Origin of the sequence: Mesorhizobium sp. Pch-S, assembly GCF_004136315.1 — a bacterium.
In the GTDB taxonomy this organism is placed as follows: domain Bacteria; phylum Pseudomonadota; class Alphaproteobacteria; order Rhizobiales; family Rhizobiaceae; genus Mesorhizobium.
Window position 1 is genome coordinate 999,674 of record NZ_CP029562.1, and the last position, 19,982, is coordinate 1,019,655.

At 62.6% G+C, this 19,982-nt stretch carries 11 protein-coding genes; 2 read left to right on the forward strand and 9 right to left on the reverse strand.

All coding sequences use genetic code 11. The features are described 5' to 3' along the window. Window positions 1-102: 102 nt before the first annotated feature. Complete coding sequence (locus C1M53_RS04665; RefSeq protein WP_129411176.1) at window positions 103-1,020, forward strand: LysR family transcriptional regulator; 918 nt, start codon at window positions 103-105, stop codon at window positions 1,018-1,020. A 106-nt stretch (window positions 1,021-1,126) separates the two neighbouring features. On the opposite strand, the gene C1M53_RS04670 is transcribed toward C1M53_RS04665, so the two are convergent. From C1M53_RS04670 to C1M53_RS04680, 4 genes are all read right to left on the reverse strand, one after another. Continuing rightward, window positions 1,127-2,893, reverse strand: a complete 1,767-nt coding sequence (locus C1M53_RS04670; RefSeq protein ID WP_245488448.1) for an iron ABC transporter permease — start codon at window positions 2,891-2,893, stop codon at window positions 1,127-1,129. 91 nt (window positions 2,894-2,984) lie between these two features. Next, a complete protein-coding gene (locus C1M53_RS04675; protein WP_129411177.1) occupies window positions 2,985-4,022 on the reverse strand; it encodes an extracellular solute-binding protein in 1,038 nt (345 codons plus the stop codon). Between the two features lie 145 nt (window positions 4,023-4,167). Continuing rightward, window positions 4,168-4,293, reverse strand: coding sequence for a hypothetical protein (locus tag C1M53_RS32305; RefSeq protein ID WP_281040919.1), 126 nt, complete (start codon window positions 4,291-4,293; stop codon window positions 4,168-4,170). 74 nt (window positions 4,294-4,367) lie between these two features. After that, window positions 4,368-5,252, reverse strand: coding sequence for a LysR family transcriptional regulator (locus C1M53_RS04680; RefSeq protein ID WP_129411178.1), 885 nt, complete (start codon window positions 5,250-5,252; stop codon window positions 4,368-4,370). Window positions 5,253-5,400: 148 nt separating this feature from the next. On the opposite strand from C1M53_RS04680, the gene C1M53_RS04685 reads away from it, so the two are divergent. After that, window positions 5,401-5,781, forward strand: a complete 381-nt coding sequence (locus C1M53_RS04685) for a nuclear transport factor 2 family protein (RefSeq protein ID WP_129411179.1) — start codon at window positions 5,401-5,403, stop codon at window positions 5,779-5,781. A gap of 277 nt (window positions 5,782-6,058) precedes the next feature. Here C1M53_RS04685 and C1M53_RS04690 read toward each other — a convergent pair whose 3' ends face one another. The 5 genes from C1M53_RS04690 to C1M53_RS04710 all read right to left on the reverse strand — a co-directional run bounded on the left by C1M53_RS04690 (window position 6,059) and on the right by C1M53_RS04710 (window position 19,624). Next, entirely contained in the window at window positions 6,059-15,781 is a 9,723-nt protein-coding gene (locus tag C1M53_RS04690) for a filamentous haemagglutinin family protein (RefSeq protein ID WP_129411180.1), read from the reverse strand. Further along, window positions 15,748-17,247 (reverse strand): filamentous hemagglutinin N-terminal domain-containing protein, encoded by a 1,500-nt coding sequence (locus C1M53_RS04695; RefSeq protein ID WP_129411181.1) that lies wholly within the window; start codon window positions 17,245-17,247, stop codon window positions 15,748-15,750. The genes C1M53_RS04690 and C1M53_RS04695 overlap by 34 nt, the downstream gene beginning before the upstream one ends. Window positions 17,248-17,401: 154 nt before the next feature. Beyond that, window positions 17,402-18,415: a FecR domain-containing protein gene (locus C1M53_RS04700; RefSeq protein ID WP_129411182.1), complete on the reverse strand. Its 1,014-nt coding sequence runs from the start codon at window positions 18,413-18,415 to the stop codon at window positions 17,402-17,404. 94 nt (window positions 18,416-18,509) lie between these two features. Then, a complete protein-coding gene (locus C1M53_RS04705) occupies window positions 18,510-19,025 on the reverse strand; it encodes an RNA polymerase sigma factor (RefSeq protein WP_129411183.1) in 516 nt (171 codons plus the stop codon). Beyond that, entirely contained in the window at window positions 19,022-19,624 is a 603-nt protein-coding gene (locus C1M53_RS04710; RefSeq protein WP_165358044.1) for an STN domain-containing protein, read from the reverse strand. Before C1M53_RS04710 ends, C1M53_RS04705 begins: the two co-directional genes overlap by 4 nt. Between the last annotated feature and the right edge of the window lie 358 nt (window positions 19,625-19,982).

A 19,982-nucleotide genomic window follows, 5' to 3' on the forward strand; every position in this document is an offset into this window, starting at 1 on the left:
GGAGCGCAGGCCCGACGCATGTTGCGCGTTGGGCGAAAAACTAGGGTCCGCTGGATGATTTTAGAATTGGATGAACCTACATTTCAGTGACAACAAATCCGGATGGATCGCATGGCCTCACTGGACGTCGACGCCGTAAAGGCATTCCTGGCCATCGCCGATTTGCAGAACTTCACGCGTGCCGCCGCGACGCTTGGCACCACGCAGGGCGCGATCAGCGTGAAACTGAAGCGACTGGAAGATCAGGTTGGTCAAAAGCTGGTCGAACGAACACCGCGGCAGGTGCGTCTCTCGGCCCAGGGCGCGGTCTTCATCGAGGCTGCCCGGGAGTTTCTTGCTGCCCATGACCGGGCGATGGCCGCGCTTGCGTCAGCCCGGCGCCGTTTCGCGCTCGGCATCGCAAGCCATGTCGGAGGACCGGAGCTCCCGACCTTGCTGGCGCGCCTGAACGCACACGATCCCGCCCTCACCATCGAAGTGAGGCTCGACGACTCCCGCGACCTGCTCGACGCGTTCGATCGCGGTGAAATCGACGCCGCGATCATCCGACGCGAAGATGACCGGCGCGATGGCGAAGTGCTCGCGCCGGAACATTTCGGCTGGTTCGCCACCCCGGATTTCGAGCGTCGCGCAGGCGAGCCGTTGCGGCTGGCGGCCTCCTCACCGACCTGCGCCATCCGTAATCTCACGACCCGCGCGCTGGACGATGCCGGCATCGCGTGGACGGAAGTGTTCCTCGGTTGCGGGATGTTTGCCGTTGCGGAAGCCGTCGCCGCCGGCCTGGCAACCTCGGTGTTCTCGTGCCGGCTCGCACCACGCGGCACGGAGGAAGCCGGTGGGCGGCTCGGACTGCCCGCACTTCCCTCATCGGAGATCATCCTGCTCTCGACGCTTTCAGATGCCAGATCGCGGGCGACGCTCAGAACCCTTGCCGCGGCGTTTCGCGAACATCGTCCTTCCGCCTCGATATCCGAGCCGGTTCGAGCACGTGGCCCCGAGGCATGGAGCGGCGTTTCTTGACGATGACGCCTGATGCTCCTCGGGGCGGACTACCCTCACAAGTACTGACCAGTTTCGACTTCGGCAGGTCGACCACAGGCTGAACTGCCTCCCTTTCCAGACAAACTCACCGGCCGAAAGCCGCTCCCGAATTGCGGCGTAGGAAGGCGTAGGCAATTCCGGCAACGACAGTCATCAGGCCGGCCCAGACCAGTCCGAACGCCGCCAGCTCTCCTTCCTGGCCATTGGTGGCCTTGTCGAACATCGCGACGGCAATCGTCTGCGAGCGTGGCCCCGACAGAAGCACGGAAATCGCCAGCTCCTTGCCGACGCTCAGGAAGACGAAAAGCCAGGCCGAGACGATGGCCGGAGACAGCAGCGGCACGACGATGCGGCGAACGAGCTGGAGCGGAGAAGCTCCGGAGATGGCGGCTGCCTCCTCGAGTTCGCGATGGATCTGCAGCACACCCGTATAGGTGTAACGCAGGCTGAACGGCACCGCCCGGATCACGAAGGCAAAGGCCAGCAGCCAGATCGTGCCGTAGATCGCGAAAGGCACCTGCAGCCCGATCTGCATGACCGCCGCGCCCATCACGATGCCGGGAAACAGCATCGGCACTGTGCAGAGCTGGTCGAGCATCGTGCTGCCGGGGGCCCGACGCGCCGTCAGCCATCCGATGATGGTCGTGAGCAGGACCGCCATGGAAGCGGCAACGGCTGCGATGGTGATCGTGTTGGTGGCGTATTCGAGGTAGGACGCCTCCTCGAAAACCGCAGTGAAGTTCTTCATCGTCAGCAGCTTCAGGTTCGACCATCGCATCGGCGCCATGAACGGCGTGGCGGCAATCCAGATCAGCGCCGCGATCGGCACGAGCAGAACGACGAAAAAATCGACGAGGATGAAGGCACCGCCGAGCCAGCGCAGGCGGCCGAGATCGATCGGGCGTGGGCGATATCCCTTGCCGGTCACACTGGCGAACCGGTCGGCGTTGCGCGACAGACGACCGTACCAGAGCATAAGGCAGGATATTGCGAGGATCAGCAGTATGGAGAAGGCGCTGGCATGGTCGAGCTTCGGCGGCACCTCGCGTATGCTGAAGTAGATGTCGCTGCTGAGGACATTGATGTTGCTCGGGACCCCGACAAGAATAGGCACGTCGAATGCCTGCAGCGTGTTGATGAAGACAAACATCGCGACCGCAGCCATTGCCGGCCAGACCAAGGGTATCGAAACCCGCCAGAACATGTCGAACACCGAGGCGCCACTCATCCGGGCGGCTTCCTCCATCTCCGCATTTGCGGCGCGAAACGCGGCGGAGAACATCAGGAAGACCAGCGGCATCCACACGAAGGTCTCGATCAGTGCCATGCCCCAGATCGAATTGACGTTGAACAGCACGCCGGCACTGCCGGTCAGCGTCCGGTAGAGATCGTTGAGCGGGCCCGCCCGTCCGAGCACGTAGAGCCACGCGGCGGTGTAGAGGATGAAGGGCGTACCCAGCGAGATGATGGTGGTGAGGTAGGCGAGCCCCTTGAATGGCGCATTGGTCCGCTCGACAAGCCAGGCCAGGAAGGCGCCGATAATCAGCACCATGACCGTCGACAGCCCGGCGAACTGAACCGTGTTCCAGGCGCTGACATAGAGATCCGGCTGCGACAGGATCCGGGAATAGTTCTCGAACGTGAAGGAGCCGCGGGAGCCGTCGGGATTGCCCACCGTCAGGCTGTTGCGCAGCAGGATGAGCAGCGGCGGCAGCATCAGCACCGCCATGACCGCTACCATCACCGCGCTGATGATGGAGGTCGGTCTGGTCCGAAGCGATTTGAGGATGTCGGGAAAGTTCCCAGCCGGCGGCTTGTCGAGCGTCCGCGCCTTCATGATGTCATCGCTCATCGTTTCGCCTCGCCCTGATATCCGCTGTCGGTCCTGGTGAGGACCTGTCACGGAGCCGCCGCAGCGGCTCCGTCGTGATTTCACAGAAGAACTAGCCGGCGACGAACAGGCGCTTGTAGATCTCGAGCCATTTCGGCAGCTGCTCCTGGTTCATCGAAGGCAGGATCGGGACCGCCGTGAAGCCACCCTGTTCGGGTTTCAGTTCCGGCACCTTCGCCGGCACGTTCGGATCAGCCGGCAGGTAATTGGCTTCCCGCAGCACATTCTGCCCTTCCGTCGACAGCAGGTAGTCGAAGAGCAGTTTCGCGGCGTTCGGATGTGCCGCGCCTTTCACCAGGCCGACCGTCTCGGCGGTGCTGGCCACCGGTCCGATCTTCAGCCACTTGATGGGGGCACCCTGATTGGCACTGATGACGACGTGATGGTTGAGCGCCGTTATCGCCAGGGGGTATTGGCCCAGGATGACCTGGTCGAGAGCCTTGCGTGCATTGCCGGGAACACGGGTGATGTTCTGTTTCGCCAGTTTTTCGAGATAGGCCGTGCCGGCCTCCTCGCCCATCGAGATCAGCCTTGCCCCGATGAAGCTCGGAGGACCGGCAAAGTTCTCGTTGTTTTGCCAGACCATCTTGTCCTTCCATTTCGGATCAAGCAGGTCCTCGTAGCTCTTCGGCTCGTCCTCCGGCTTGACCATGTCCGTGTTGATCGCCACCGTGTAGAAGAACACGCAGCACGAGGCCCAGTAGTTCTCGGCGTCCTTGTGCTCAGGGCGGTACCTGGCCGTTTCCGGAGAGGCATAGGGAACGATCAGATCGGCCGCGCCCATGGCCGAGATGGTATCGCCGGCGTTGTCGAAAATATCGATCGTCGGCTTGCCCGCACTTGCCTCGTTGGTCATGCGCAGCAAGAGGTTGTCGGCCGTGGCGATCTCGACATGGATGCCATATTTCTTCTCGAAAGCGGCCGCCACGGGCCGAACGGCCTGGTTCACGATGAGACCGCTTGCCCAGGTAACGGTGCCTTCCGCCTTGGCTGCTTCAATCAATGCCGGGTCGGAGTCGGCCCGTGCGCCTGCGCCCGACAAGGACAAGGCGGCGGCGATCACCGCTGCCCACAATTTCGCCTGCAACATTGCGTTCTCCCATTTTTCCAAGCCGCGCCCATGCCGGCGCGTTCGAGACGCGCAGCTCGCGATCGGCGGTTCTTGTGGTTTTGTTCCCTCACCGCCCTCCAGCGGCAGGCAAAAACTGATCTTGGCCGGGGAGTCCGTCAAACGACTAAACGAAGCGGCCGGTTGAGTTCTCCTCAAGTGCGATCAGTGAGGACATCCCTGCGTCCGGCACGCCGACGCGGTTCTGCACGCAGCGCGTCAACGCAGGCATGCGTGCGAGCTTCGGGGACATGTCGAAACTGCCTGCTGCATCCATCGCCGCGACTGGTTCGGGACGCGAAACGATGCGATCGCCGCAGGCACGTGCTACCCGGAAAACCGCAGCGTTCGCACAAGCGCGGCCAGAGCGGCCGGCTGATGCTGACGGCTGGGATAGTACAGGAAGAAGCCGGGAATGGGCGGCGTCCAATCCTCCAGCACGCGGATGAGACGGCCGTTTGCAATGTCGTCCGCGACCTGTTCTTCATAAGCGAGGCCGAGCCCGACGCCAGCAAGCGCCGACTGGATCACCAGATGGGTATCGTCGACCACAAGCGGCCCGTTCGCGCCTATCGTTGTCGACTTACCTCGCTTCTCGAACTCCCACCGGTATGGCCTGCCGGCAAACCGCAGGGTGATGCAACGATGATCCTTGAGATCGCTTGGTGCCTGCGGAATCTGCCTGGACGCGAAATAGAGAGGCGAGCCGACCACCGCCAGGCGCAATTCGGGTGTGACACGAACAGCGATCATGTCTTTTTGAATGTACTCGCCGAGCTGGATACCCGCGTCGAACTCTCCCGCCACAAGATCGATGGGGCCGGTAGCCGTGACGACGTCCAGCACGATGTCCGGGTAGGCTTCCGCGAATGCCGCGAGCCGCGGCAACAACACCATCTCAACCGCAGAACGCGACATGATGATGCGAAGACGCCCCGCGGGCCGGTGGCGGTTGCTGCGCGCACCGTCGACAGCGCGACCGATCTGTTCGAGCGCCGGCGCCAGGTCCTTCAACAGTGCAGCGCCGGCGGCTGTCGGCGCCACGCTCTTGGTCGTCCGGGCAAGCAACTGCACATCAAGGCGCTGCTCGAGCCTCCGGATCGTATGGCTCAGGGCAGACTGTGAAAGCCCCAGCTTTGCCGCGGCGCGCGTAAAGCTTCGTTCGGTGGCAACGGTCGCGAAGGTTGCAAGTTCATTGAGCTCGTTTGTCATCAATGATGAACATCAGTCATAAAATCATCCAACGCAATGCGACTACCCTCATAATCAGCTCAGGCGTAGGTTTGACCGGAGAGATGGCCGCCATGTCCTGCCCGATGGCGGCCGGCTCGACATGAACAGTCAACTGACAGGATTCGGCATGCCAACTTCACAGGACACGGACGTTTCAGCTCTGCGCGCATTGGCGCAGACATATTTCGACGCTGCTTATGAAATGGATGCGGAAAAATTCGCGTCCATCTTTCATCCTTCGAGTTCCGTGACGAAGGTTGCCGAGAACGGCACTTTGAGCGTGACGCCGATCGCAAACTGGCTGGCAGCGGTGCGAAGCGCAAAAGCTCCGCAGCAACAAGGTTCCCAGCGCGAAGACCAGATCCTCTTGATCGACGCTGAAAGCGACCTCGCGCTCGTGAAGGTGAAGCTGCGCGTTCCGCCACGCTCCTTCACGGACCTGCTGTCATGCCTGAAGGTGAACGGGAGCTGGAAAATCGCGCAGAAGGTGATGACGTCGAACGCGTGATTGCCTCAAACGCCACCGAATGCCGGCCGTCCTCAATACGGCCGGCATGCCAAGCTCACTCCCACTCGATGATGCCGCAGCACAAGCGTCGGTGTGAGGTCGCGACGGCGCCGACAGACCAGACGATCTTCTGCGCCGCTGCTTTTTCAATGCCACAGCTTCAGGGCGAATTCGGCTAGAGCATTTTGTAGCCAAGTGGAATCACTTGGCGTTACAAAAATGCGGCGAAAACAAAAACTTAGAGCGTTTCCGCGTTTCCGTGAAAAACGGAAACGCTCTAGTCTTGCTGGCTGGCCAACGTAGTGCGCTCCTCCTGCGTCAACTGTGTCATACCCTCGGCCGTGACGGCGCCATCGCCGAGGACACGGACCATGCCGGTGGGCTCGTAGTTGCTGTTATTGCTTTGTCTCTGGCGGTTTCGCTGCTGCGGATTGGCAGGCTGCACGTCTTTTCCCTCCCCGCCGCCGAAGCCGAGCACTTCGACGATGATGATCGACGGCTGCTCGTTGGCTCCGGATTGGGCCGGATTGGCCGCAGCCTTCGACGCCGCACCGGCCACGTTCCCGGCTTCGGTCAGGCCGCCGATGTTCGGTGCCACGACCTGCGGCACGCCGGTCACCGTGCCCTGGCCCTGGATGTTGGCCGCATTGACGACGTGCAAGGCGGCAACGTTCACGTTGCCGGAGAACCGGATGCCTGCCTCGCCGGCATCGATGGTGCCGAGCGGCGCAACCAGGTCGATATCGCCGGGTTTCACTTCCGGGATCGGGTTCAGCGTCGCAATGCCGGCGCCCGACGACGGATCGTTCGGTGATAGCGTGATAACGCCATAGTTATCGTAGATGCGCTTCGGTGGCGTATAGAGCACCGTCGTCTTGGCACCGCGTCCGGCATTGATGTCGCCCTCGCTCGACCAGGCGACAATATCACCCCCGAAAGTCGTCATGATGCGCGACAGGCCGAGCAGGATCGAGCCTTTCGAGTAGAGTCCGATGTCACCCTGCCCCTGTGTGACGATGCCGGCAGTGGATGGCGGCACTTGACCCTCCACACCAATGACAATCTGCCCGCCCGGCGCCAGCATCTGAATGTCGCCTCCGAACTGCGTACGCACACCCGAACCGCCGAACATCGTGATATCGCCGGCGTAGGCAATCGGACTGCCCGAGGCATCGCGCTCCGGGAACAGAGCCGCGATTATCTGACGGCCGCGCAGATAGGACTGGAAGCGCGTCGAGTTCGGATTGTTGTACTCACGCCCGGCCTCGCGCAGTTCGGCGAAGTAGATGCTCCGGAGGAAGACATTCTGCTCTTCCGATGCGAGACCTGAGAAATAGACCCGCGCATCTTCATCACCAACAGCTTCATAGCCGTAACGCTCTTTGAGCCAGACGATGAGCTCCTTTTCATAGGTCTTGACGACCTTGCCGGATTGGTCTGCAAGCGGGGTGCCGGCAATCGCAAGATTGGCCGGATCGAGATACGGCAGCAAAACTGCATAATTTGGACCGTTCGCGCCGCTACCTGCTGTCATAACGATCGACGCGCCCGGACGAGTATCGCCCGGAACGACAGCACCCAAGCTGAGCAATGAACCACTGTCGGCCTGGTAGATGTGGCGGCCTGCGGTGAGCACGAGAACACCCGGACCCCCAACCTTGAAATTGGGATAGATGATGTCTCGGCCAGCCTGAATGATCGACATATCATTGTCGCGGCTGTGGACGATCAATCCGCCGATTCCAGCCTCGTTGGCCCAGTCGGAAGTGGGATCGTCAAGGCCGCCGCCGGCGATGATATCTCGACCAGCCCGTATCCACACCGGCCCGCCACCGATATAAAGGGGCTCTGATCCTATCGCACCCATCTGTCGAAGATATCCCGTGCGAATGCTGGTGATGTCCCCATTCACGGCATAGAACCGCAGCGGATCGGACAGCGCGTTGTTCGCGTGTCCGCTTCCCCACACGGTGAGATAGTTGCCTTCTCCTACTGGGTTGAAACCGTAATGGATCGAATCGCGCGCCAGCAAGTCGAGCCGCGCGTTTGACAGCGGCTTCAACTCGGCCTGGCCAAAAATCAACACGTTGCCACCGGCAGCCACGACACCGAGAGCCGGCGGATAAGGCCGCCGATCGGTGATGTCTTGAGCATAGGAATAAAAGCTGTTCGCCCCGGCGCCATCGATGTCGTAGGATGAGATGGGCGCAACGGATCCACCTGCCGAGAACAGATCAATGGCGCTGCGCCTGGTCCACAGCGAGAAGCCAGGTGCACTCATGGAGGGCAGCATGGTGCCGTCAGCACTGGCTGGATCGGTCGCGCCAGGATCGGTGGCGTGCAGAATGACGAGATTGCCGCGCGTGTTGATGGTGGCGCGACTGTCCCCCAATGCCAGCATCAGGCCACTATCGAGCCTGTAGTCATAGGCGCGCGTAGGATCGATCGGGCGCGGATCGGAATAGCCCAGAGGCCGCCCGTAGCTTCTTGCACTCACGAGACCGATCGCGGAGGCGGTGACCGAGATATCGCCGCGAACATTGACGAGCATGCCTCCGCCCGGCTGGTTCGCCTTGAAAAGCGGCGCCGTATTGAGACGGCCACCAATCTTCATCACGAGATCGCCGCCGCCGGTCTGCCGCAGCGTCCCGTTCGGGTCGAGGTAACCGCCGCCGCCGATCGCAATCTCAAGACCACTGGCCTTGTAGACATCTATTCCGGTATCGAAATCCAGAGTTTGTGGGGACATGACTCCAGCGTCGCCGCCTGAAGCGACATGGACATTGCCGCCTCCCAATGCGCCGATGCCGGCAAAGCCCGCGAGTTCGTTGATACCCCAGCTGTCCGGTAAATAGGCGCCGAAATTGATGCCCCATGCGCCGTTTTCCGAACGCAGCCACCCGTTGATTCGCCGTTGGTTCGTGTCGATACCGGTCATGTAGCTGTTACCAGCCAGGGTACCGCCAGCCTCGACGCGGACATCACCGCCTCCGTCAGGGAGCCAAATGCCGCTGTAGTTTTGTGTTTCGGCAGAAGCGGTGCCGGCGGTATAGACGCCATACAGTGAGGCGTGCCGATAGTTGCGTCCGGCGATAAGATCGAGATAGCCAGTGCCGGTGCGCACCACGCTGATCCCTTCCGCACCCAAATCCCCTGCAGCGTGCGGATTTTCGAGGACAAGATCGCCGGTTTCGCCCAGCACATGCATAGGCTTGACCGATCGCTTATCGCTTGCGGCAAGATCAGCTCCAGAGACGAAGCGCATGGACCACGACAAAGAGCCAGGTGCCAGCATCGGCGCTATCACTACGTCTGGGTCTGATACGAAGCCGTCATTGATGTTGCCGTTGATCTTGAGATTGCCGCCCGTGCGCACGACGAGCACGCCGGGATCGACGCTGGAGCCATAACGATAGCCCGAGAGATCGAGATCGCCTTGCGTCGAGAGGTCATTGGTGTTCGTGATCTCGACGCCCGGCCGCAGACGATAGGCCGAACCATAGGCTCTCAGGCCGGCAAGCTGCGCCTGCAATGCGCCATTCAGGCTTGCCGCATTGATGAAGGCGTCGCTGTCGATGTGAATGCCGTCCAGATAGGCTTGGTTGATGATGCCATCCGCTGGCGAATAGCTGCGGAACCCGTTCACTGCGATGCTGGCCGCGCCCCGGATGCTGATACCCTTCGCCGCGTCGAGGGCGATGCTGTCGTTACCCACGCGCGGCGCGTTGATTTCGAGCTTGCCGCGCGCAATGCCGTCGGCTGATCGTAGATCGATGGTGGCGCCCTCGGCGAGCGTAACGATGCCATCCTTCGTTGTCAGTTCGATCGACGCGCGATTGGAGGCCTCAATCGGCGCACCGTGGCTGTCGACCTGCAATACGGTGCCGTGCGCATCGAGTATGGCACCGGACGCGAGCGTGAGACCGTCGCGCGCCGCAAGCCGAATGGTACCAACCCGCTCGCCACTCGCATCGATTTTATCATTCACGATGAGGCTACCGCCATCGGCCGAGATATTGACGACACGCGCCCTCACCTCACCGCCCACGGTAATGTCGCCGCTTTTGGTGACGAAGCGACGTTCGCCAAAGAAGCCGCTAGAGTTCAGCTTCGCATTCAAGTCCGCGAAATTGCCGATGATGTTTGCGGAAAGCGAGAACCCGCCTGCATCGTGGCCGCCGCCCGTCTCGCCCCGTAACACACCGTCAAAGGTCGCGGTGCCATTCGTTGCAGAGGCCTTGACCGAACCGGCGTTATTGCTACGGGCCGACACATCGATGACCGAGCCCGCAGCCTGAATGATGCGACCGGCGCTGCTTTCCATTTCGAGGCTGCCGCCCCAGCTGTATTTCTTCACCTCATAGAAGGAGATCGCGCGGCCTGCGAGATCGACGATGGCGCGGTCACCGAACACGATGTCACCTTGTGCCCCCATGATCAGGCGCCCGCTTGGCAATGCGACTGTTGTATCGAGCGTGATCGTGCTGCCCTTCAAGCGAATCTCCCCGCCGAGGTCGCTGCGCGCGGAAGGAGCGGTGGCCGCGCCCGCCGCCCTGACCCTGATCTCGCCCCCCGCGCGAATGTCGATCATCGCGCCGCCATCTGCCGTGAAAAGCGGCGTGGTGATGGTGAGATTGCCTCCCGCATAGGAGGCCGCATCCGTACCGCTCTGATAGAAAGAGACGATACCGCGATTGTTGGCTGTCATCTTTTCGCTGGCGATCATATCGACGCCCGAAAAGCCAAGCACCAACCGTTCGAGATCCGCGCTGCTCTGACTGCGCGCCAGCGGATCGTAGCCGAAATGGATAGCGCGCGCGTTGAAGGTGAGGTGGCCCAATCCGGTGCCGGCTCCCCCCGGCCGCACGGCGGGTGGCTTCAGGCTCGTATAAGGGTTCTCCACCGTGCCGCTTCCGGAGGCGATGCCGTTCCAGACGAGCGTATCGGCGGCGAGAACAGCGGACGTCCCCGAATCGCCCCAGCCATATATGGCCGGCGTGTTGAGCACGACCATGGTTCTGGCTGAGCCGCCAGCATGGTTGCGCGCATCGAGCATGACATTGCCATAGAAATTGATCCCGTCGCGCGCCGAGAACGACAACCGCTCGAGCGATGCGAGATTCGTCGTCGCCGGATTAAGCAGACGATCCAGCGTCGTCTGCGTCAGATTCCAGCCGGTGCCGAGCACACCCGCCGCCTCCGCGGCAGCAAGGGAAGCTTCCGTCCCGACGTTCACGGCAGGCAGGCTCAATGCGAGATAGCGCGCGTTGAGCTGCGCCTGCCCAAGCGAAAGCTGATCGGCGGCGACAAATCCGACGGTCCCGCGCGTACGCAAGATGGCGCCGTCCGCAACCATCAACTGGCTCGCCCGACCGTCCTTGGGAGCCACCGCCGGCAAAAGATTGAGCCATCCGTTCGCGACCATGAGCACAGAGCTGAACGTCACGTCGTCGGGGGCACTGCCATTCGCAAAGACATAGCCGAGGGTAGAGTCAGGTACGGCAAAGTCGCTACGGGTCGTATCGAGGATGGCTCCGTCTTCCACCGAAACGTTATTGCCCGCCAAGACGATCTGACCGGCTTCGACCACGGCGCCCGCCCGCACGACAATCCTGCCCGCCGTTGAGAAGTTTGACCGCAGATAAACGGTTCCGCCACCGACATAGCTGTACGATCCGCCGACGAACAAAGTCCCAGCGTCAAAGCGCGACAAATCCTCCGCGTCGAGCGCGATCATGCCTGCGGTCGCCGGGGCACCGGAGGCTCTGATTTCTATCGGACGGTAGCCCTGAACCAGCAGCGATCCAGCATATCCACCCTTGCCCGGCGCGAACAATGCAGTGCCTTTGAAATCGAGGGCATCGCCGGCCTCCTCGAGGGTCAATATCAGTTGCTTGCCGTCTATGGGCAGGCGCGCGCGCGTGGTGCCAAATCGGCCGGCCTGTTCGAGTGCGAAACTGCTGTAACTCGTCTCGTTAAATTGCGAATGGGTGCGCACTGTCGTTCCAGGCGTCACCACGATCTGGTTCGGCAAAGCTGCACGGATTGCCGTATTGGCAACACCGAGATAAGCGCCCGCGGCATAGGAGCCGTTCCCAAGCGCTGTCGCGCCCGTATCGCGCGGCAGACTACCGCCGATCTCGACGCGATAAGCACCTGGCAGCAGGGCAAAGGTTGAGGGCAGCAACGTATACGTGCCGGCCGGAAGCCCAGGAATGCCAGCAGGGATCGTGATCTGCTGGCCAATCGCCGGGTCGCCTGCTCCCGTTTCCTGCATGAGAGGCGCATAATCCGAAGCATTGCCTGGAAGGATGGCATAGACTTTGTTGCCTGCCGCGCTGAACGCGAAGGCGGGATTGGCGTTTGAGAGCGGTGTTCTCAAAATGTTGACCGATCCGCCGCGGCCCGCGACGAAGCCAGCGCCGGCAAGCTCGCCACCACCTGAGAGATCGAGCACAGAGCCCGATTCCGCAACGAATTTGCCCGAGGCGATTTCGATCTTGCCCATGGCGTCGAGCGCCATCAGGTCGGGGGGGCTCAACTCCCGGCCATTGTAATTGTACTTGAGGCCATCAACCGTGCCACCATAGGGAAGGACAAGGCCAGCCGCGCTGACTGAGGTTATGCTGCCATCGCGCAGAACCACGTGGTCGCTATTTTGACTGAATAAGCCTCCGCCGCTGACCATCCCGCCCAAGCGAATGGAGCCAAGTGGCGCGCGCAGGACGCCATCCTGTTCGATGGTACCCGCGACGAGCCCGAGTGCGCCGAAAATGGACGACGGCGTTTGCGCCGACTTGCCATTGCTACCAATGGCGAGAGTGCTGTTCGGACGCGGGGTGTTTCCAGACCCATCCCATGACGCACCCGCGAGGATCGTAGCGCTCGCCCCGGTGACAGGATAAAGCTGCGTCGAAGTCAGCGTCAGATCGCCCGCGCTGGCGAGCGAGCCAGTGCGGAAACGAATGTCGCCGCGACTGTTGAAATGAATGTGACTGAAGCCCGGCGCCTCGATCGGGGCCTTCGCAGTCTGGTCATGCGTAATGAACGCGATGTCATATACATCGGACACGCCAAACCGGACCCAATTGCCGACATCGATCAGGTCTGCGTCCACCGTCAATCGAGCGGTATTCTCAGCTGCAGGTCGCCAACTTCCCGTCCCCGAATTTCGCAGGAACGGCCGAACCAATCCATTGGAGCTGATTTCCCGTGCGACTGCGCCATCAAAGCGCACAACTGGCGCCGAGAGGGCGATATGCGCGTTTGGTGTCGCGTCGGCAGCGGAGATGACGCCACGCTGCAGGATCAGGCTCTGATCGAGACGAAGCGAGACATCCCCTTCAAAACGCAGGATATCGGCGCTCCAAAGCGACAGATTGTCAAAGCCCCCCGCCTGCACCTGCTCGGCGCTCAGCCGCCCCCAGGAATAACCGAGCTCACCATGATGCTTGCCCGGTTCAAGGTCTGTGGGCAACGACGATGGCCGGCGCGCTTGAGAGATGGTCAAAATACGCGGTTGCTTGACCGCATCAATGTCGACGGACGTATATGATCCTGATTCAAGGATCACATTGAGACTTCCGCCGGAGACCCCTGCACCGCCTGCGAAGGCGCGCATCTCTCCATCAAGCGCAAGTCCCGTGGAGGACGCAAGCGTGATCGAGCCCCCATGGCTGGACAACGTCCTGACGTCAGACTTGGCGAAGAAACTATCGCCCGTCGCAAGATCAATCGTGGCGTGTGCGCCGGATGCATCGAGGATCGCGCCCGGGCGGATGATAACGAATGCAGGCGAAACCGAATCCAGAAGTCCGCCCGCGTTCGGCGTGAGTTCAGTGACACCGATCTTGATCGTACCGCCATTCGACACACGGGCGAACGGCCGCTGATGCTGATCGAGGGCGGTAACCGCACGCGCAGCCACATCAAGCACAGCGTTGTCGCCGATCCACATCGAACGTCCGGGAACGATGCCGGCGATACCCGCGCGGACATTGTTGATGGTAATAGCCCCACCAAACGCGTTCAGTCGTCCATCGATCGTGATTTGGCCCAGCGCCGATATGGCGATGGTCTGCCCAGGATCGACTTCGATACGCGAGCCCGTGTTGATCGACACATCACCGACGTCGACAAACGCGAGGCTTGCTCCCTTGCGCTGGGCGATGGTTCTGGCGGCAGGATTCGCGCTGTAGAGCGGCGGTGTCCAAATCTCGAATGGGGCGGCGGAAGCGATACCGGTGGGTACGCCATGGGCTGCGGCTGTGGACCGGTAGACCGGCATTTCCACGGAGAGCATGGTGCCGTTCGCGACGGTGACATTGCCGGAACTGAGCAAACTGCCCTTGATCGTGTATTGCGAAAAGCCCTTTCTAAAGAAATCGGGCTTCAAGAAAACCTGCCCGGCTTCAAGCCCCGCGGCATGGTCGGCGATGAGCACGGGCGACCCGCCGACGCTGAGCTTGCCGCCGCCTTCAAAGCCATAACCACGCAACTCAGCGTCGAGCACCAATCTGCCTGTCGGCGCGCCGCTCAAATCTGTGTAGACGTTGGCCTCGATGGCAATATCGCCGCCTTTCCCGCCCTTTGTCGTTCCGTTGCGAAAAAGCGTGGCCCCGGACGAGACATCAATGCGACTTCCGGATGCAAGGATGACATTCTGAGTGGATGTGAACGAGACGCTGCCGCCATCAACATGAGCGAGGCCTGAAAAATCAGCCGGGTCAGTTAGGGTGTTGGTCCATTGTCCGCGGGTATCGATCGTGGCGCCACCATGCAAAGTGAACTGCGCGAGGCCGCCCGCCGTCGTCATGACCATCGGAGGGGCCGATGTAAGGTCTGATTTGAGAATATTGCTGACGCTGACGCTGCCCGAACGCGCCGTGAGACCGGCCTTGAAGTCGACGATAGGCGCGACGAGGTTGAGTGAGCCTCCATCGGCGAGTGTGAGGTCGCGCTCGATGCTGATCTTGCCACGCGTGGCGATATCGAGCCCACCCAGCTTCTGCGCGTTGAGATGTCCGGCATCGAACCACAACGTGCCGTTGCGCGTGGATGGCAGCGCGGCGCTCGTATCGAGCCCCTTCGTGATGCCGGTGATGTCGCCGATGACGATCGCGGAGTTGTGCGCGTCGAGCCGCCCCTGCGCCCCATAGCTGCCGACAAGCAGCTGGCCCGCCTTGGCCACCTGCGTCTGCCCGAGCTTGTAGCCGTCGGTGGTGCCGTCCGGGCGCGCCTGCCGCTGGCGCGTGCCCGTGACGACATCGGCCAGGATGTTGCCCTCGAACACCGCCGTCGGCGCCGACAGCACCAGCTGGCCGGCGTCGCGGCCAACCGTATAGCCGGCCTCCCAGCTCACATGCTCGCGGCCCCGCCCGAACGGACCCGTCCACACCTCGGTGAAGCCCCAGCGCGCATGCTCGCGCACATGGCCCTGGCCGAGCCCGTAGAACACCATGTCGGCGCGCGCATTATCGATGTTGTAGAGACGTCCGTCGCGGCCCAGGAAGTTCGTCGTGCGGATCGCCCCGCTTTCATATTTGAGCGAGCCGCCGGAGATGTCGAAGATGGAACCGGCCTGCGCCACCACCTCGGCCGCCGCCAGCGTGATCGTGCCGCCGACCGTCGACCATTCGCCGATCGAATGGGCGGTGTTGGTGAGATAGCCGCCGACCTCGAGCAGGCCGCCGCGCGTGTAATAGCGGTCCGCATCATAGCCGCCGGTGCCGGCCGGCACATAGATCAGGTCGCGGATGTCGACCCACACATCCTTGTTCTTCAGATCGTTCTTGTCGCGGTTGGCCGGGCTGTCACGCAGCTCGTTGCCCTGGATGTTGACCTTCAGATTGTTGGTCGCCATTGCCAGCACGACATCACGCACGCCCGACACGTCGATCGTGGCACCACCCTCGGTGACGATGCGTCCGCCCGCCGATACCGCGGTCTGGCCGCCCTGGGCAATGGTCAGCGAGCCGGCGGCCCCGCCCTTGAAGACCACATTGCCGCCGCTGACGATCTCGATGCGCGACTGGTCGAGCCGGTCGGCAAGCAGCGACAGGTTGTCGAAAGAGCCCTGGCCGACTGGCTGCGCTGGGCGTTGGCGCCGGCGGACGCCTTGATCAGCGCGTCGCGCTGCGAGTTGAGCGCCGTCTCCTTGCTCTCCAGCTCCGGGATGATGGTGGTGACGCTGCCGGCGCCGAGCGTCACGCTGCCGGCCTTGTCGGTCGCGGAGTTCAGGAGATGGATGGTGCCGCGGGTGTTGACCGAGGTCGAGGCAACCAGGATGCCGTTCTGCTCGACGGTGCGGCCGGCCAGCGTGATGTCACCCTGCGGACTGAAGATCATGCCGGCATTGCGCACCAGCCCGGCGCTGCTGCCCGCCTTGAAGAGCGGTGCGATCTCGTTGCCGCGCGTCGTCGATGCGAGGTTCGCGTCGGTGCCGTAGCCGCGGCGCAGCACGAAGTCATCGCCGGCGGCAAGCTGGGTCTGGCCGTTGGGCGTGGTGATGGCGCCGGCATTGTCGACCGCGCCGCCCATCAAGAGCACGAAGCCGCCGCCCGCCGTCACCGAGGCCGGCGCACGGGTGGTGATCCGCGCGCCAGCCTCGACCTTGACCACGCCGCCGCCGGGGGTCTTGCCCAGCAGCGCTGCCGCATCGGTGAAGCTCGGTACCCAGTTCCTGCCGCTGCCTGACGAATAGATGCCGCTGTCGAGGAACTTCTGCGTATCGATCTTTGCCGTCGAGGCGATCAGCGCCCCGACATTGACCTGGCTGGTGCCGCCGAAGACGATGCCGTTCTGGTTGATGACCAGGACCTGGCCATTGGCATTGATGGAGCCGAGGATCTGGCTGGGCTTCGCATCGGTGCCCAGCACGCGGTTGAGCGCCACCCAGTTTCCAGCCTGCTGCTGGAACGTAAGGTCGGTCTGGCCGCCAACGTTGAAGGTATCCCAGGTGAGGATCGCCTTCTGCTCGTTCTGCTTGACGGCGACCTTGATGCGGTCGCCATCGGTGAATTCGGTCGGCAGGTCGGCGCCCTTCCACAGTTCCCGGTTCACGCTACCGTTGGAACCGACGACGCCGGTGCCGATCTGCAGGCCGCCGGGACGCAGGCCGTTGGGCACGACCTGCGGCATCGCCTGCAGCGCGGCGCGAGCGGCGTCACGGGCGGCGCCCTGGCTCGCCTGCATGGTCTGGATGGACAGCGTCGCCCGTTTCAGCGCGTTGGAGTTCTCGCGCGCCGCGCGCGCCGCTTCCTGCGACCCCGACTGCGCAGCAGCAAGCGCTGCCGCCGACGGCGCTGGCGCAGTACCGCCGCCAAGCTCGAGGGCCAGCACCTGCGGACCCGACAGCAGCAGCGCGGCCAGGCTGACACCGGCAAGCAGTGCCATATGACGAGCGCTGCGCCCAGGCATCCTGGAAAGAGAGACGGCGGCAATCGAAGGGGCGGAGCAAATGGACATGGCGACTCCTTCAGTCGGGTATGGGCAACCGGCGGCAGCAAGATGTCGCCGCCACTTCGGGGGCAACAGGGTCTCACTGCTAAGACGGAATCCGGGGAGGTCGTCGCCACGCCCCTTGGAAGTTTTTTTGTAACTTCCGGTCCGAGAGCGCGAGTCAGCTCAGCAACACGATTCCGCCCGGCAGATGCTGGAGCTTCGCGCCGAACACGCGCTCCAGCGCCAACAAGGCATCGTCCATCTGGTCGATGCGAAAAAGGCCGCTGAGCGGCTTTTGGCCAAGCGACGCGCTCATCAAAATGACGTGGCCGGGCCGGTAGCGATTGATTTCCTCTATCGCCTCGATGAGCGGCGTCGCGCGGAATTCAACGATGCCGCGGTGCCACTCCGAGGCGGTCTCCGGATTGACGACCGCAATCTGGCTCAATCCGTCGTGATCATAACGCACCCGCTGCCCGGGCTGCAGATCCACCACATCGGCACCACGCTCGATCCTCACCGCCCCCTCGAAGCAGGTCACGGTGACGGACAGCCGCTCGCCCGTTGTCGTACAGCGCACATCGAACCGGCCGGATTCGGCAATTGTCCTGCCGTCGCCAGCCAGGACCATGAGCGATCGCGCCACGCGCGCCGATGTTGCGAATGACGCCTCGCCGGCGACCAACTCAATGCGGTCCTGCGAGCCTTCGGCGGGACGGATAGCAAGGCTTGTCTGCGTGTTCAGGCTGATAGCCACGTCACCGGCGAAGGTAACGTGGCGCTGCTCGCCCGTGGCCGTACGATAATCCGCTCTCATCTCCGCGAGCGACGGCCACAGTCCGAGTGGCGGATTGGTGACGCCGTAGGCGAACGCGGCGGCAAGGGCCGCGACACCGCCGCCCAACGCTGCGCGGCGCGTCATTGTCCTTTCCCTGGTTCGCTGTCGCAACGCTTTCAGCCGGTCGGGGAAGCTCTCATCCGGGTCGAACAGATCCTGGCCGGTGGCGCCGGCCGCATGCCACAGATGCTTCGCCGCGACGAAGGCAGTTTCATGCCGGGGGCTTAGCGCACGCCAGCGCTCCAGCGATGCGACGTCTTCCGGCGTCGCATCTCCTGACGAGAGCTTTCGCAGCCAGTCGAGGGCTGCGAGCTCGATCGCGTCCAGACCGGGATGTGCCTTGCTCATGTCCATGCCATGCCTTGCGCGGTTCCTTGCCGTCGGACGGCAGGCGGCGATTGAAGGAGATTTACCCCTAAGACGATTCTTGACGACCTAACCGCCACGCTCAACCCCTCAATTCTTTCATCCGCATCAGGCAATGCTGAAGCGCCAAGCCGATCTCCTTGGTGGCGAGCTGGCGGGAGATGCCGAGGCAATCCGCAATCTCCTGATGGGACATGTTGCCCATCCGGGCCGCCATGAAGATTTCCCGGCGGCGCTCGGGAAGCTCGTCGACGATCGCCTTGAACGCCCTGAGGTCAGAGCGGGCCAGGACGGTTTGCTCCGGCGTCGGCGCATCGTCGGCCAGACCGAGCAGGCTATCGATCTCGATCGGCGATATCCGTTGTCGTCGCTCCGTCCGGCGATGATCGTGGGCCACGTTGAACGCGATCCGGTAGAGATAGTTGTCCGGGCTCTTGACGGGGCCAACCGATTCCGCGCGCGCCAGGCGCAACCAAGTGTCCTGCATCGCATCGCTGGCGTGATCGACCGAGCCAAGGCGCTTTGTCAGACGCGCTTTGATGTCGTCATAGCGATCGAGAAACATGCGGCGCATGACGGTCAAGGCGTTCTCGGTCATGGCCGATCACACCCCCGCGTGACACCCGGCCCTTGCGGTACGATCAGGATGATGACCGGCTGCTGGAAACCGGGCGGCGGGGCCTTGTTGAGCTGTACACGGCGCAAGGCCGCATCGATCTCATGATCACTCCGAGGCGTGCCGGTGGAGCCGATGCGCCGGGACCTCACAACCGCACCATCCGGCGCGATCCAGAGCTTGGCGGTAAAGCGGTAGCGTCCCGGATGCGCGCCCTGCGCATCGCAAAGAGCATCGGTAATGCCGGCCTGGATCAGTCCATAGTAACGCAGATGCTCTGGCGACGATGTTTGCCGTGCTTGCTGACTGGCCGGCACCGGCACCAGCACGAAAGTCTTCCCGGTGATGAGTTCGGCCTTGAGGCCGGTGCCGACGAGGAGCTTGTTGAGCGCCTCGTCCGGCGCAAATACGCCTCGAACCTCGCTGGAGAGACGGCCGGATGCAAGGTTCGCGTCGTAGAGCACGTCGCGTCCGGTGGCATTGCCGTAGCGGCTGATTGCGGCACCGAGTGGCTGGATCGGAATATTGAGTTCGACCTGCTCGTTCGCCAGCTTCGTTTGCGCAGGGGCTGGATCGACCATTGCGACCACATTTGCCGCGACCAGTGCGCATGCTCCAAGGATCGACCAAGGTGCCGACCGCCTGACAGCCGGCACCGCCGCACGCATCAACCTCGCACAGTCTGGTTTAACGTCGGCTACTGCCGATCGAAGCATCGCAACTGTCCCCGCTCGTGCAGATTAGGACAGTGTTCAGCCTCGAAGCGCCACGAGCTGCCCGCCGCCGGCAAAATAGCGCGCCAGCGCACGCCCCCTACGGACGCTTTGGTTAGGCTAGTGAGGCAATGTTACCGTTTGACGACAGACGGTGCTGCCGCTTGCCCAGCCTATCTCCGCTTCGGCGATGTCGAGCGGGACTGCTCGCGCCGCTCGCGAAATC